This window comes from Candidatus Chloroploca asiatica, assembly GCF_002532075.1.
GTDB lineage: Bacteria > Chloroflexota > Chloroflexia > Chloroflexales > Chloroflexaceae > Chloroploca > Chloroploca asiatica.
This window is the reverse complement of the sequence record NZ_LYXE01000015.1, coordinates 46,724-60,702: the sequence shown is the minus strand read 5'-3', so window position 1 is coordinate 60,702 and position 13,979 is coordinate 46,724. Positions and strand designations below refer to the sequence as shown.

13 protein-coding genes are annotated in these 13,979 nt (G+C 58.4%); 5 read left to right on the top strand and 8 right to left on the bottom strand.

Annotated elements, in window-relative coordinates; translation table 11 throughout:
- The first annotated feature begins 6 nt into the window (after window positions 1–6).
- Entirely contained in the window at window positions 7–705 is a 699-nt protein-coding gene (locus A9Q02_RS01315) for a GvpL/GvpF family gas vesicle protein (RefSeq protein ID WP_172450487.1), read from the top strand.
- A gap of 72 nt (window positions 706–777) precedes the next feature.
- Window positions 778–1,191, top strand: a complete 414-nt coding sequence (locus A9Q02_RS01310; protein WP_097650569.1) for a gas vesicle protein K — start codon at window positions 778–780, stop codon at window positions 1,189–1,191.
- A 114-nt stretch (window positions 1,192–1,305) separates the two neighbouring features.
- Here the strand turns inward: A9Q02_RS01310 and A9Q02_RS01305 are convergent, their stop codons facing one another.
- Entirely contained in the window at window positions 1,306–3,456 is a 2,151-nt protein-coding gene (locus A9Q02_RS01305; RefSeq protein ID WP_097650568.1) for a hypothetical protein, read from the bottom strand.
- A gap of 451 nt (window positions 3,457–3,907) precedes the next feature.
- Between A9Q02_RS01305 and A9Q02_RS01300 the strand changes: the two genes are divergently transcribed.
- Window positions 3,908–4,723, top strand: a complete 816-nt coding sequence (locus A9Q02_RS01300; protein WP_097650567.1) for an alpha/beta fold hydrolase — start codon at window positions 3,908–3,910, stop codon at window positions 4,721–4,723.
- Between the two features lie 85 nt (window positions 4,724–4,808).
- On the top strand, window positions 4,809–5,915 hold the full coding sequence (locus tag A9Q02_RS01295) for a DegT/DnrJ/EryC1/StrS family aminotransferase (RefSeq protein ID WP_141508646.1): 1,107 nt from the start codon (window positions 4,809–4,811) through the stop codon (window positions 5,913–5,915).
- Here the strand turns inward: A9Q02_RS01295 and A9Q02_RS01290 are convergent.
- Genes A9Q02_RS01290 through A9Q02_RS01275 form a run of 4 tightly spaced genes read right to left on the bottom strand, consistent with a single transcriptional unit; the run spans window position 5,912 to window position 10,541 of the window.
- Window positions 5,912–7,054, bottom strand: coding sequence for a glycosyltransferase family 4 protein (locus A9Q02_RS01290; protein ID WP_172450484.1), 1,143 nt, complete (start codon window positions 7,052–7,054; stop codon window positions 5,912–5,914). The genes A9Q02_RS01295 and A9Q02_RS01290 overlap by 4 nt on opposite strands.
- Window positions 7,055–7,062: 8 nt before the next feature.
- Window positions 7,063–8,115, bottom strand: a complete 1,053-nt coding sequence (locus A9Q02_RS01285) for a lipid II:glycine glycyltransferase FemX (RefSeq protein ID WP_172450481.1) — start codon at window positions 8,113–8,115, stop codon at window positions 7,063–7,065.
- A complete protein-coding gene (locus tag A9Q02_RS01280; protein WP_172450478.1) occupies window positions 8,087–9,010 on the bottom strand; it encodes a class I SAM-dependent methyltransferase in 924 nt (307 codons plus the stop codon). Before A9Q02_RS01280 ends, A9Q02_RS01285 begins: the two co-directional genes overlap by 29 nt.
- Window positions 9,003–10,541 carry a B12-binding domain-containing radical SAM protein gene (locus A9Q02_RS01275; RefSeq protein ID WP_097650562.1) on the bottom strand — a complete coding sequence of 513 codons (1,539 nt, stop codon included), beginning with the start codon at window positions 10,539–10,541 and terminating at the stop codon, window positions 9,003–9,005. The genes A9Q02_RS01280 and A9Q02_RS01275 overlap by 8 nt, the downstream gene beginning before the upstream one ends.
- Window positions 10,542–10,877: 336 nt before the next feature.
- Between A9Q02_RS01275 and A9Q02_RS01270 the strand changes: the two genes are divergently transcribed.
- A complete protein-coding gene (locus A9Q02_RS01270) occupies window positions 10,878–11,765 on the top strand; it encodes an NAD(P)-dependent oxidoreductase (RefSeq protein WP_097650561.1) in 888 nt (295 codons plus the stop codon).
- 71 nt (window positions 11,766–11,836) lie between these two features.
- Here the strand turns inward: A9Q02_RS01270 and A9Q02_RS01265 are convergent, their stop codons facing one another.
- From A9Q02_RS01265 to A9Q02_RS01255, 3 genes are read right to left on the bottom strand one after another with little or no spacing between them, the layout of a single operon-like run.
- Window positions 11,837–12,874 (bottom strand): CehA/McbA family metallohydrolase, encoded by a 1,038-nt coding sequence (locus tag A9Q02_RS01265; protein WP_097650560.1) that lies wholly within the window; start codon window positions 12,872–12,874, stop codon window positions 11,837–11,839.
- The gene (locus A9Q02_RS01260) at window positions 12,871–13,386 is read right to left on the bottom strand and encodes a hypothetical protein (protein ID WP_097650559.1); all 516 of its coding nucleotides are present in this window, start codon (window positions 13,384–13,386) and stop codon (window positions 12,871–12,873) included. The genes A9Q02_RS01265 and A9Q02_RS01260 overlap by 4 nt, the downstream gene beginning before the upstream one ends.
- A gap of 24 nt (window positions 13,387–13,410) precedes the next feature.
- The gene (locus tag A9Q02_RS01255; protein WP_097650558.1) at window positions 13,411–13,965 is read right to left on the bottom strand and encodes a Uma2 family endonuclease; all 555 of its coding nucleotides are present in this window, start codon (window positions 13,963–13,965) and stop codon (window positions 13,411–13,413) included.
- Between the last annotated feature and the right edge of the window lie 14 nt (window positions 13,966–13,979).

Here is a 13,979-nt window from a genome sequence, read left to right as displayed (position 1 = left end):
TTGCGCGTGGATCGATACTATCTCTATGCGATTGCAGGCGTGCCTGAGGTGGTTTTGCCTGACATCCTCGGTCTTGCGCAAGGCCCGCTTGAGACTGTGCGCGAGGGGGCTTTGCTTGCCATTGTGAGCCCGATCGATCGTGCCGAGTTGCCAGTGACCCGTGAAGATCTGTTGCGACACGAAACGGTGATCGAGGCATTAATGGCAACGCGGACGGTCTTGCCGGTACGCTTTGGCACTATAGGTTCGACTGCGCGCATTCGTGAGCGTCTTGCGGCGGGCGCATCGATCTATCAAGAGGATCTCGTGCGGCTGGCGGGCAAAGTGGAACTGGCGCTGCGGGTGATGCGCCGTGAGGCGCCGCCCGAACCTGAAGCGCCCCGGGCCACGCCAGCAGCCACCGATGGACGTTCCTATATGCTCGAGCGCCTCCGTGAGACGAAGCGTGAGGAGCACGAGCGGGCCGAGCTGACGAAGATGGTAACAGACGTAACGGCTGATCTTGTTGCCCTGGCCGTTCAGGTTGAACAGAAATTCCTGGTCTCGCCGCGTACCCTGGTAAAAGCCGCCTATCTGCTTGACCGCGACTGTATGGACGAGGCAAGGCAGCGCCTTGCCACGATGCGTGAAGCACATCCTGAGCTTGCTTTTCTGGCCACAGGCCCATGGCCGGTGTATAGTTTTGTGCGCCAAATCGCTGACTGAGGGGGCCACAGGCCCCCAAGAATCCAGCATACGCACGGTTTCTTGGGGTGGCATACCTAAGCAAGGAACATCATGAGTTTACACGAATATACCGAGACAAATAATGCAGCAACACGTTGTGACCTGGAAATCCAGGAGATTGATGATCTCAATAAGATACTCTTTGCCCCTGAAGATCGTACCGGACTCGTGGCTGAACTTGGCGCAACACGTCAGGCGCATTCAGGCCGGATTAGCTTAGATCCCGACAAAGTCGAGAGCGGACTGGCCCAACTAGTCTTGACGGTTGTTGAGTTGCTGCGTCAATTGATGGAACGCCAGGCCTTGCATCGCGTCGAGGATGGTTCGCTTGACGACGAGGCGATTGAACGGCTTGGCCTGACCTTTATGCGCCTCGACGAGCGTATGAAGGAATTGAAAGAGGTCTTCGGTTTGACGGATGAAGATCTGAATATTGATCTTGGGCCGCTTGGGAAGTTGCTGTGAGCATGTGGTGGGGGTCACAGGCCCCCACTAATCTCGCTTGTGCGGGCGAAAACGACCAGCGAAGCTGGTCGTTTTCGCCCGCACAACCACGGATTGTTAGGGCGACCGCCCTCATCACCAGGTGATGGTAACTTGCGCATTGCCAGCGTCGAGGGGGACGGCGATGTAACGATCGTGGGCGACGCCATCGATGGTAGTCGGTACGATGTCGCCGTTGAGCGTGACCTGCATAGTCGCGGTGTCAAGTTCGGGCGGAAGGAGAATGCGTGCATAGATGCGTTCGCTTCTTCCAGTGATGTCGAGGTGGATGGCCCGGTCTTCACGTTGCCAGCGATAGGCGAGGTAGCTGTCTGATGCGGCGTAGGTGGCAACGGCGTGTACCTCGGTCAACGAGGGGTCACTGGCCCAGCGCGGCGAGAGGATCACGTCGCGGTAGCGTTCGGCCTGGTCGTCAAAGCCAGCCAGACCTTCAAAGAGTGCGCCGATCATCGCCCCGGCACCCCAGCCGTCGTTGGCAATCGTGTCGGGCCCTTGAATCCCTGGGCGCCCGTCGGGATAATACCAGAGATAGGTTGAGCCGGTGAGTTCGGTGAGGTCGGCGTAGCGACGGAGAATGTCGAGCCCGTAGGCGGCAAAGCCGTGGCGAAACGCTCCCCGGGCGAGTTCACCGCCAACGAGGGGTTTGATGCCGCCGTTGGTGTATTCGCCGGGATTTTCGCCTTTGCCGCCCGCCATGCCAAAGCTGCCCGCCGGGAAGGGTGGGTCAATCGCGTACCATTCGGCAAAGGCCCGGGCAAAGTCGCGGCGGTTGAAGTACTCTTCGATGATGCGCTGACCTTGATAGCCATCGACGCCGAGCCGGTTGAGCGCATAGGCATTCGAGAGGCTCAACTGGGTGGCAGGGTCAACGCCAGCCGGTGCAAAGGTTGGATCTTCGGGCATGAAGTGGGTGAAAAAGCGCCCGTTCCAACTCAGATCATTCAGGCGATCCATCAAACCTTTGCTTGCGCTACGCCATACCGGGGCCATTTGCGGGTCACCGACGTGTTCTTCGACGCGGGCCATCACGAGCATAGCGTGGGCGACGCCGGTATTGTCGCCGTGGAAGGTGCCCCAGATGGTATCGGGTTCGATCCAGTGGCGGGGGGCGGGCTTGCCATCAGGACTGATCGTGGTTGGCCCATAGGCAAAGTCCCACATATCAATCGTGTAAGGCCGGCGCACGAGTTGACGCTGGGCGTCCCAGCGCAGCGGATCGCTGGTGATATAGTTCAGCGCACGCCGCATCGACTCAACATGCCCACGAAGCCACGCGTCGTCGCCGGTCATTTGCCAGGCTTCGTAGACGCCCTGAACATAGAGAAATTCGAGGTCGCTTTCAACTTCTTTACGGTGGGCTTTGACCATGCGTTCGGGATAGTCGAGCACATCAGGCAGACTGCCGTCGGGCAACTGGGCCTCGCGGAAGGCATCGAGCACGCTGGTGACATCGGTCTCGAAATAGCGGAAGCCACGCCCCTGATAGACGTGGTCGCGCAGCCAGATGAGCGGATTGTCGGGCGAACGATAACCGCGGATGACCCGCCCATTGAGCTCGTAGCTCACGGCGGCGCGTTCCATAAAACCACGGAGGCGTGGGTAGAGTGCATCAAGCTCGGGATCGCCTGTTGCGAGGGCGGTCGTAGGATGGAGGGTGAAGAGGGTGCTGCGCGCCCCGGCCACCTGCCCATCAATCAACACAACGGCCCACTGTGGCCCAGGGGCACCACGGGGGTAGATCGTGACATGGGCATAGCCCTCGGCGAGTTCCAGGCTCACCTGGTCGGCGGGTTGCACAGCTGCATCAAAGAGGTACAACGTCGCAGGCCCGTTATAGCCAGGTGCCCGAACCGTCACCTTGAGTGGGGCAAGCGGCCCGGCGAGACTCTCGGCTCCCTCGCTGAGCAACACCGAGGCACGCTGGGCAGACGCCGGGGCGTCGCGCAGCAAGGTGGGGTAGCCTGTGCTCCATCCTTCTTCCAGCGCCTCGACCACCGCACGACGGGGATCAACGGCGGTGATACGGTGGTTGGCAAAGAGTTGCACCTGGTATTCGTCAATCCAGAGCGGTGGAGTCTGAGGGGGGCCAAGCGTTTCACCACCTGCTCGGCGCCAGGCACTCAAAAAAGGCTCATCAAGATCGTAGGGTGCTGGCAACCCTGGTGCAAGAGCACAACCAGTCAGGGCCAGGATCACCCAGGCAACAAAGATCACTCGTACAAACATAGCTCCGACAGTTGTCGTCCTCCCATCATCTTGGGCAAAGCATCTGCCCGAGGTTTTGCACTTGCTTGAGACGGCGCGGCAGGTGACTGGTACTGACGAGCCAGTTTACCCTGAAGCGGCGCAATGTCCATATCCACATTGTACATCGTCATTGCCATCTGTGATTGAATAGTCTGTCAACGATTCTCTCGGCACCACTAGCCTGCGTTCCCAAGGTGCGAAGTATCAGCAAACTTTGTAGTGTGTGAAGTAAGTTTTCTGGCGTCCTCAGCCGTCCACGAATGGGGGCCACGAATGAACGAAGAGCGCATGGAGCCGCCCATATTCGTTTCTTCGTTATCAGCCTTCGTGGTCGGCGGCGCGACCGGGAAATGGAGTTCCCAGACTACTAAGTTCTCAGACTAATCAGGCTATAATTGATCAATTTCCTGGCTCTAGATGAGGGAGTTGTATGCATTCGTTTCCTTCCGATGCGGTTCACCGGATGATTACGGTCGAGGCGACGCGGCTCAGTTACCTTGATTGGGGTGGCACGGGATCGCCAGCCGTGTTGTTGCACGGCATTACGAGTAGTGCGGCGACCCTCTGGCAGGTTGCCGGTGCGTTGCGTGAGGCTGGTTTGCACCCGATCTCGTTTGATATGCCCGGCCACGGCGTCAGCGAAGTGAGCCGTGATCATGCAATTGAGGCGATTGCGCGGCTGATTGGCGAGGCAATGCAGCAGCTTGGGCTCACTGAGGTGACTCTGTTTGGGCATTCGTGGGGAGGGGCGACCGCGCTGGCGCTTGCCAGTCACCCGGTCTATGGCCGACTACTGAAGCGGGTTGTCCTGGTTGATCCCTTGTTGGGGCTTGATCCCGTGTGGGCCAGCGAGCGGATGCCTACCTATACGGCGGGTGTTGGTGGCTCGGTAGAGCAGGGACTTGTCACCGTGCGGGCCAATAATCCAACCTGGTGTGATGAGGATGTGTATTGGAAAGCAATTGCCCTTGAGCAGTGCCGTGTTGTGCAGGTCGAGGGTCTTTTTTGCCCACCGGCGGCATGGGATCTGCTTGATCGCTTTGCGCAGGTTCATGTGCCGCTGCTGATGTTGGTCGCTGATCCTACGTTGACTGTTGTTTCGCCCGAACAACTCACCATAGCGCAACAAAGCCTCGAGGGTCGTCAGGCGCAGATCGTGGTGGTACCGGGCACGAGCCACAATATGTTGCGCGGGGACGATTATGCGGTGACGATGCCGATCTTGTTACGCTGGTTGAAAGCCTAGAAGCATACCTGAAGAATACTGTATAATAGCTATACTCATCTTAGTGTATTATGTTAATAATACCACGACCGATTTTACGAATAGTATGGCTACACCTGTACGTATCCCGTGGGCACGTCCGGCGTTTGGCGAGGCCGAAATTGCTTCGGCGGTAGCGGCACTTCATTCCAACTGGCTAACGATGGGACCACGGGTTGCTGCGTTTGAGCAGCAACTTGCCGCGCTGGCTGGTCGCCGTTATGCTGTTGCGGTGTCGTCGGGTACGGCTGCCCTCGATCTTGCCCTGGCCGCCCTCGGGATTGGCCCTGGCGATGAGGTGATTGTGCCGGCGATGGCCTATATCGCTGCACCCAATGCAGTCAGCTATCAGGGGGCGCGACTGGTGCTCGCTGATGTTGATCCGGTGACCTGGACGCTTGATCCTGCTGAGGTCGTGCGACGCATTACCCCCGCGACGCGGGCGCTGCTGGCGCTTGATTATGGTGGTGCTCCGGCTCATCACGAGGCACTTACCGCGCTGGCCGAGGCGCGTGGTCTTGCGCTTGTCGTTGATGCGGCCGAGTCGCTTGGGGCATGTTTCAAGCAGCGTCCGACGGTTGCGTACGGCAAGGTGGCGATCACCAGCTTTCACATGGTCAAGATCCTGACCTCAATTGAAGGTGGCATGATCTTTACGGATGATCAAGCCCTGGCCGAGCGTGTCCGGCTGCTTCGCAATCAGGGCGAAGATCCGCAGCAGAAGTATTGCCATCTTGCGATTGGCAACAATTACCGTCTGAGTGATCTGCACGCTGCGATTGGTCTAGCGCAAATTCCGCAACTCGAGGCACGCCTGGCTGAGCGGGCACGCCTGGCGGCCCGCTATCAGGCGTGCCTGGCGCATCTGCCGATTCAGTTGCCCTGCCTCTTGCCCAGTGCAACCTCGACCTGGTTTCTCTATTCGGTGCTGGTGCCAAACCGTGATAACGTCCAGGCGGCCCTCGCCTCCCGGGGGATCGAGACGCGGGTGAGTTGGCCGCTGCCGGTGCATTGGCAACCATGCTATCAGGCGCTTGCTTTGGGTTCTTGTTTTCCTGTCGCCGAACATATGGCTGCCCATGTGTTGAGTCTGCCGCTCTATCTTGGGATGCGCGATGATGAGCAGGATGAGGTATGCGCTGCGTTGGAAGATGCACTGCGCATGTGCCTTTAGCTTGCGCGGTAGACGGCTTCGGTCTGGGCGGCCATGGCTTGGTAGCTGAAGTTGGCAAGCACGCGGGTGCGGGCCTGGCTGCCGAGGCGCTGGCGCAATGCTGGGTCGTTGAGCAACCGACGAAGCGCTGCGGCCATGGCGTCAGGGTTGCGCGCTGGTACGACAAGTCCGTAGGCCCCAACTTCTTCATAGCCCGAGGAGGCGTCGGTGACAATGGCTGGTGTGCCGCACGCCTGGGCTTCAATAGGGGTGAGCCCGAAACCTTCGAGCAACGATGGCGAGACATAGACATCGGCGAGCGAGTAGTAGGCGGCGCGTTCGTCGTCGGCAATTGGGCCAATTTCAATGACCCGCCCGCAGGCGTCGCCAAGTGCGCTCATCACTCTGGCGCGATAGCCTGCTTCCCATTGCCCGACGATCAGCCAGACGACATCGGGTGGAAGTTGGCGTAACGCAACCGCCAGATGTTCGAGACCTTTGCGGGCCGTCGCAAAGCCAACAAAAAGAATGATGCGTTTGCCGTTCAAGCCAAGGCGCTCGCGGAGGGTGTTGGTTGGGACGGGACGCAGCGCTTCCAGGTTTGTACCCTGCACAACGTGTCTGATCCGGGTTGGCGCAACACCATAGTGTTCGATGAATTCCTGGGCAGCCGAGGTACATGCGGCGAGCAGGCACCGAGCTCGCCGCAGGCTGATTGGTTCCATCACGCGCCGGGCCATAGCATAGTAGGTGCGTCGGATCAGATAGTTGCGTCGGCTGCTGGCGTACGGATGTCCGCCATCCGCGTGCAGTCGCTGGCGAAATGATTGCCAGAGCGAGGCAACATATGGCCCATCGTAGGCATAGGCAAAGTGAACATCGAGAAAATGGACGATGTCAAATTCTTTGGTACGTCGTAGTTGTGTGACTACTCTGGCTGCTCGGAGGCTATACCCGATCCAGTCGGTGACGCCGAGCGCAACCCGGTAGACGGTGACACCGTTGATTGTTGCGACACGGGGCGTGCCGCTTCGGTGGGCTGCGATCACACTGACTGTGTGGCCCCGTTCGTTCAGGCCTCGCGCAAGATCCTCGGCATAGATCGTCAGGCCCGAACTGCGGTGGGGCCAGTAGTCAAGGCTCACAAGACAGATGTGCATGGCTCGGTTTACCCCTTCTGGCGTGTGTACAGAAAGCGTCGCCACCATGGGATGGCTTGCTGATAGAGGGTGCGCCCGAGGCGGGCAACTGGTGTGTGGGCGCGGTAGAGGCGGGTGTACCGGTGACGTTGCCCTCCGAAGCTCAGCTTGAAGCGGGTGATGCCAGGTACGACTGCACCGCCCATATCGTAATGCTGATAGCCCTGCGCAAGCGCCCATCTGATCAGGTGCCAGTGGAGCAAGTTGTTGGGGCGCAGGGGCTGGCCCTGGTCAAACGAAGCGCCACTCAGATACCAGATGGTGGTCTGGTCAGTGACAAAGATGCCGCCAGCGATGGGGTTGCCCTGGTGATAGGCGAGCAGTACATTCAGGTTGCCACGGGCGTGCAACGCTTGCCATAGCGCTGCGTAGAAAGCCTGGTCAAGATGGGGCGGCCTTCCCGCATGGCGATAGACCTCGTGACACATCTGGTTGTACGGTTGCAGGAAGGCGTCGCTCTCGGCTTCGACAATCTCGATGCCGTTTGCTTCGGCTTTGCGGACAGCTCGTCGGCACGCGGGCGACAGACTCTGCCAGACCTCAGTGTGGCTGCGGCCAGCCAGGGGCACAACAATCGTTTCACAGACTTCGCTCTGGTAACCGAGGTGCTTGAGCGCAGCGGTCGCTTCGATCATCTGGGGAAAGGCCAACTCGCTGTGGGCAATGCGCTGTTGGCGGAACCATGGCTCCAGTGTCGCGACGATGGTTGCTGCTTGCCCTGGCCTGCCCAGTGGCCCGAGAAACGGGGTACTGGCAATCGTCTGCATAAGCGGTGACCCGGCCAGCACAAATGGCCCGAGGCGGCGTGTTTGGATTGGAACCACGCCGATCAGTTCGCCGTTGGCCCAGATGCCGAGGGGATGCCAGGTATGCCCATAGACCCCGGCAAGCAGATCAAGCCACGCACTGGTATGAAAGAGCAGTGCGTCCGGATGCTCCGCGACGAACTGGTTCCAGGTTGCGCGAGCAACTGGTCGGATCGTGAGCGCCGACTCATGCTTTGCGGGCGATCGCAGTGACAAAGCTATTTCCTCCCAGGGCTGTTTGCAGGGCAAAGAAGGGCAAACTCGCCAGGCGAACCGGCCACGAACGCAGCAGCGCATGGCTGGCTTCGCATACGTGAGCAGGGAAGCCACGCGCAGCACAAAGATTGCGCCAACTCCAGAGAAAGGGATAGAAATCGTGAAACCAGCAACCCATCTCGATGACCGTAAAGCCGCTTTGCGCGAGCATCATCCGCAGGGTGTGGGGTGTAAAGACGACCGTGATACGTGGTGCATCGTAACCTACCCAGCAGCCACCAAAGAGCCTGCGTCCGAGACTGTTGTCGTTGACTGTCCGCACAATCAAAATGCCACCAGGACGCAACAGGCGCGCACATGCGGCCAGGCCGGCAGCGGGATCGGCAAGATGTTCGAGCACCGTCCAGAGCGTGATCGCATCAAAGGTAGCTGGCGCAAAGCCAGCCTCAAGCAGATCGCCAAGCACGATGTTCAGCCCATAGGTAGCGCGGGCGGCGTAGGCCATCGTTGTCACCCGCTCGAGCCCATAGCCCTGCCAGGCTGGTTGTTGGCGCATCCAGTGGAGGAAATCGCCGCCCCCGCAACCGACATCAAGCAGGCACCCTCCGGTACTATGGCGTGTCAGGATGCGCCAACGCTTGCGCAGGCCGTACGCCATCGACTGGCGCTGATCCGGTGCGGGTTCAGTGGCAAGTCGATGATACCCGCGGTAGCTCGTGGTGTAATGGGCGTCACGCTCTGCCCAGGTTGGGCGCGGATTGAGATAAACCAGACCACACTGCTTGCAGCGCACATAGGTGTACTCTTCTGCCGAAGGAACCATATAGTCGTGGGTGGTCTGCCACCGGTTGGCTTGACGTGCGCCACACAGCCAACAGGCGACGATCTCAGCCATGGGCTTCAACCTCTTCGGTCTCCAGCCATGCAACATGGCGGCGAGCATAGAGCCTGGTATTGCGCCAGAGCCGTAACGCCAGCAAGCCATCGAGCAAGCGCCCTGCCAGTCGATCCAGTGGTTTGAGACTCATGATACGGAAGACTTCATACGTGGCGAGTACGTCCAAGAAGATGCGCGGCAGATTGAGGCTGTGGCAAAAGAGAGCAAAGTTATAGTAGGTTGACGCGATGATCTGGAAATTGTAGGCATAACTACGCTGGTCATCAGGGGTGATGTAACCGTCGGCGATCGCCCGGTGATAGAGGTCGGTGCCTGGGTAAAAGGTCAGCGCGTAGAGGGAAAGGCGGTAAGGAGGGGGAAGTTGGTGGATGAGTTGCAGCGTCACCCAACGATCTTCCAGCGTTTCGTAGGGATTATCGGTGATGACATCATAGGTTGGTCGCGGTGCCCAGGCTGCAAACTGGTGGAGTACCCTGGCTGCTTGCAAGACCCGTTCATTGGTCGCCTTGCGCTCGTAGAGTTTCTGGATGCGTCGTGAGCCGCTCTGGATGCCCATAATGACATAACGCAACCCTGCCTCGGCGAGGTGCTGCAACTTGACCGGATCGGCGGTTTGCGCGGTCGTATAGGCACGAAAAGGCAACCCGACCTCTTCGCGATAGAGGCGGCTGAATTCGGCGATATAGTCGGTTGTGTTGGCAAGAAAGGTGTCATCGCGTAGAATGATTGCTTCAATCTGAGGGAGACGCTCGCGCACCGCCTGGATCTCGGCGATCACGCTGCCGGGACTCCGCCGTCGCAGGTGGCTCCAATGATCATAGATCTCCATGAGGGCATTATTCGCACAATAGGTACAATGATATGGACATCCGCGCATTGTCAACACGCCATACACGGGGCCTGAAGCCCAACTTCCCAGGTCGGTCAAATAGTAGTGCATCAGTTGTTCTGTTGCGCGCGTCAACCGCCCTTCGTGCAGTAGATAATGGTCTTCAAAGGCATAATCGGGAAAGGGTAGCGCATCAAGATCGGTGAGAAGTGGATTGAGTGGATTGAGCACGAGCTGCCCATCCTCGTCGAGGTAGCCCAGGTTGTGAATGGAGGTATACGAGCCTCCTGCGGCGAGGGCATGCATGAGTTCAACGAGCGCTTGTTCACCTTCGCCGACACAGACCAGATCGGCGTACTGGAGGCATTCATCGGGACGTACGGTCGGATGAATACCGCCCCAGATCACCGGGATAGACAGGTTCGCTTTGATGGCCTCGGTCAAACCGCGTGCGATATGAAAACTCGGCGTCATCACACTCATGGCAATGAGATCCGCGCTGGCGCAAATCGTCGTCATCTGGTGTACCAACACGGGCTCAACATTGCGCACGTGGAAATGGTCGCCGGCCATAGCCTCTTCCAGATTGGGGAGAAAGATCATGTTGGTTGTAGCCCCTGCCGCTTTGAGACATGACGATAGAACACGCAACCCAGTTGCCTCAATGCCACTGTAGGGACTGATCAAAACGATGTGCATGAAGGGTTATCCTTAGCGATGTTTTATGTCCGATTTTTACCCTCTTTGAGGGTATGCCAACCTTCACCTATAGTAACGAATAAAACTTGTTAATATAGTAAAGAAAGCGCAACTTCGAATGAGTTGTATTGCATTTTGCTATGGCGAGGTTGGATACCTGACCAGCTTTTGCAGATCGTCGCTATCTGGGATAAGATCGTGCTATCGCAACCCTAACGGGTTTGTCCAAGCGTCTGGGTGCTTGCTCACGGCTACACCGCGAGCAAGCACCCAGGTCTTCACAAATGATCGCGGGCTGCTATCGCGACAAAGACGAGATTATAGAGGGGCAAGAAGATGACAGAGCGAGTCGGCTTTATCGGGTTGGGCATTATGGGGCGCGGGATGGCCGCTAATCTGCTGAAGGCAGGGTTTGATCTCACGGTCTGGAATCGGACGAGCGGGCGTGCAGATGAGCTGGTGGCACAGGGCGCGAACTTGGCGGCGAGCCCGGCGGAACTGGCGGCCCAGTGCCAGGTGATTATTTCGTGTGTCAGTGATACGCCCGATGTCCACGCCCTTTTGCTTGGCGATGTGTTAACCTCGGCGCAACCTGGGAGCCTGGTGATTGATATGAGCACGATCAGCCCGCAGGGTGCGCGGGTCTGTGCCGAGGCGCTTGCGGCGCGAGGCATTGCGTTCCTCGATGCACCGGTCAGCGGGGGCAGCGAGGGCGCCGCAAAGGGCACGCTGAGCATCATGGTTGGCGGTGCCACCGAGGATGTTGAACGTGCCCGCCCCTATTTTGAGGCGATGGGCAAGACGATTACCCATGTTGGGCGCGTCGGCGATGGTCAGACGGTCAAGCTCGTCAATCAGATTCTGGTGGTCGGGACGATGCTCTCCGTGAGCGAGGCTCTCGTCTTTGCCCAGGCGAGTGGCGTCGATCTCGAGCGTACGCTTGCTGCCGTGTCGGGTGGGGCGGCAGGGAGTTGGACGCTCACGAATCGCGGGCCGCAGTGCATCAAGCGTGATTGGCGCCCTGGGTTCACGATTGATTTGCAGCAAAAAGATCTGCGCCTTGTGCTCCAGGCGGCTGATCAAATCGGGGTGCCGATGCTTGGCACAGGCATGATCTTTCAACTCTACCGCACCCTGCAAGCCGACGGTCTGGGTGAAGAGGGCAATCATGCGTTGATCAAGGCGCTTGAGCGTCTTGCCGGCGTCGAAGTTGGTGGTTTGTAGGGGCAATACAGGTCAAAGAAGGCGTTTTTTTTGACGCAAAGGCGCAAAGTTTTTAGGGTCATGACCGACCTTTATTGGACATAGATCGGATTGGCAAAGAGCCAGCTTTTGCTACCGATATAGGCTTCGAGGCGATAGACGCCGGGGGACGTGATCGTGTGGCGTAGTTGGCGTACCCCGTGGGCGATCATGTGGCCGTTGGCAATGAGGCGGAGGTCGGCATTGCGCTGAACGTCCACCTCGATGTGCAGCGGCCCCTGGGCGAGCGAGGCGGTATCGCCGCTACGATACGAGTGACCATTGCGCCGGGCCACAAAATGCAACGCGGGCAGATCAGCTTCACGCCGGTTGATGAAATAACTCTGGCCCTGGCGCAGGGCGGCATAGACCTGTTGGGTCGCCTCGGTGGCGTCGGTGCTCAACGGCTCGCTGAGTTGCAGATAGTTGGTTAGGGTCTGGAAGAGCCACCGATACGGGAAGATTTCGATCTCATACCAGCCGATCTTCCGGCGAAAAGCGTGGGCATCAACTCCACCGACGCCAAATGTACGCCGTCCGGTCATATTGAGCCGATCCCACCATGCGAGCGTGGCGGGCGAAGGACCGCTGAGGCCGAGGCTGGGCACGCAAAAATGGAGGAACTGGTTGCGCGGCGTAAGGTGTTCCCCCCAATCGCTCATCAGATTCCACAACTCGAGCCCGACCGTCTGCCGTGCCCGCTCGCGTGGGCCATCAATCGTCCAATCGTCCCAGCGATAACAATCTTTGAAGCGATTGACGACCTGTTCATCGGGATGCGCAATAATGCCAAACCCACCGCTCGCATAGGTCTGGTCAATGAACTCTTGGGGCGGCAATTGATGGCTGATGACCTGGTCAACCCCCAGGGCGAGAAAATGATTGCGGTCAGGCGTAATCTCGTGGTCAACAATCACGAGCACGCCATCGTGCCAACCGGCATACGAGCGCCCGGCAAGCGTATCGTGGTCGGTGACAATGATCCAGCGCAGACCGGCATCCCAGGCAGCGGCGACGATCTCAGGGAGGGTACCGGTGCCGTCGGAGTGGATTGAATGAATATGGAGCGCACCAGGATAACTAAAGATCATAGTGGTGACGGTACATCCAGGGCCTCGGCGAGGCGCACGAGCATATCGCGTTCGGCCTGATTCACGCGCTCACCCCCCATACCAAAAAAGCCACCTTCAACGGCAGCGTGAGCAACGTTGACCCCAATTTCAAGCAACCAGGTGCGCAACTCGGCTGACAGGTCGGGGGGAGCCTTTTGTTCAAGCAACTCGCGGGCGACGCGGCAAGCTTCCACGGCACGATCCACATCCTGGCCCAGTTCAAGAATATTCATCTGCTGGAGTGCCGGATCATCAAGCCCGCCGCCAAACGCCTCAAAACGCTCTTTGAGGCTCAAGAGCACGGCAACAATCAACGGATTATCGCGCTTCGTTTCGGCGGCCTGCTCAAAACTCTTCACCGCCGCGGCGACCTCTTTCATAATGCCCACCGGCCCACCGAGACTCGCGCCAATAATTGCTGAAATCACCGCCACCGGTGCCGCGAGAACTGTAGCCCATTCCTCATCAGTATACTCTGCTCGTTCCGTCATTACTTTGTCTCCTTGCTGACATCGTTATCCAAGAATAGCATCAACGCGGACGCTCAGCATCGCAAGATGCGGACTCGTCAACGTCTGACCGTGGATCCAGGTCTGTTTGGTTCGATAGGATCCATTGGCAGGATCGATATACTGTTCAATCTGCTGATGCGTGAGATCAACAAGCCATACTTCACGGATGCCTGACGCGGCATACCGTGGCAGTTTCTGTTCGCGATCATAGTCAAGCGAGGTATCTGACACTTCGATCAGCAGTTCAATCTCAGCGGGTTGTGGATGTGAGGCTGCATAATAATCAGCACGATAGTGCAGAAGCGCAAGATCCGGTTGTGGTTCACTCAAATCTGATAACTGAATAGGATCTTGAACACTCAGCATGAACTGATGGCCTGCCGCCTGACTCAAGAGAGTATTCAGACGACGGACAATGGCAGCGTGCAGGGGTCCGCTCGGACTCATAAGCACGACCTCTCCATCAAGTAATTCAACGCGATCATCTTCCGCAAAAATACCAACATCGCGCATCCGATGGTAATCCTGGACGGTAAATTGACGGCGAGCAACAAGCATCGCGTGCTCCTTTG

Coding starts and splice junctions, on each gene's coding strand:
- A9Q02_RS01310 (WP_097650569.1), top strand. CDS start 778: ATGAGTTTACACGAATATACCGAGACAAATAATGCAGCAACACGTTGT.
- A9Q02_RS01305 (WP_097650568.1), bottom strand. CDS start 3,456: ATGTTTGTACGAGTGATCTTTGTTGCCTGGGTGATCCTGGCCCTGACT.
- A9Q02_RS01300 (WP_097650567.1), top strand. CDS start 3,908: ATGCATTCGTTTCCTTCCGATGCGGTTCACCGGATGATTACGGTCGAG.
- A9Q02_RS01295 (WP_141508646.1), top strand. CDS start 4,809: ATGGCTACACCTGTACGTATCCCGTGGGCACGTCCGGCGTTTGGCGAG.
- A9Q02_RS01290 (WP_172450484.1), bottom strand. CDS start 7,054: ATGCACATCTGTCTTGTGAGCCTTGACTACTGGCCCCACCGCAGTTCG.
- A9Q02_RS01280 (WP_172450478.1), bottom strand. CDS start 9,010: ATGGCTGAGATCGTCGCCTGTTGGCTGTGTGGCGCACGTCAAGCCAAC.
- A9Q02_RS01275 (WP_097650562.1), bottom strand. CDS start 10,541: ATGCACATCGTTTTGATCAGTCCCTACAGTGGCATTGAGGCAACTGGG.
- A9Q02_RS01270 (WP_097650561.1), top strand. CDS start 10,878: ATGACAGAGCGAGTCGGCTTTATCGGGTTGGGCATTATGGGGCGCGGG.
- A9Q02_RS01265 (WP_097650560.1), bottom strand. CDS start 12,874: ATGATCTTTAGTTATCCTGGTGCGCTCCATATTCATTCAATCCACTCC.
- A9Q02_RS01260 (WP_097650559.1), bottom strand. CDS start 13,386: ATGACGGAACGAGCAGAGTATACTGATGAGGAATGGGCTACAGTTCTC.
- A9Q02_RS01255 (WP_097650558.1), bottom strand. CDS start 13,965: ATGCTTGTTGCTCGCCGTCAATTTACCGTCCAGGATTACCATCGGATG.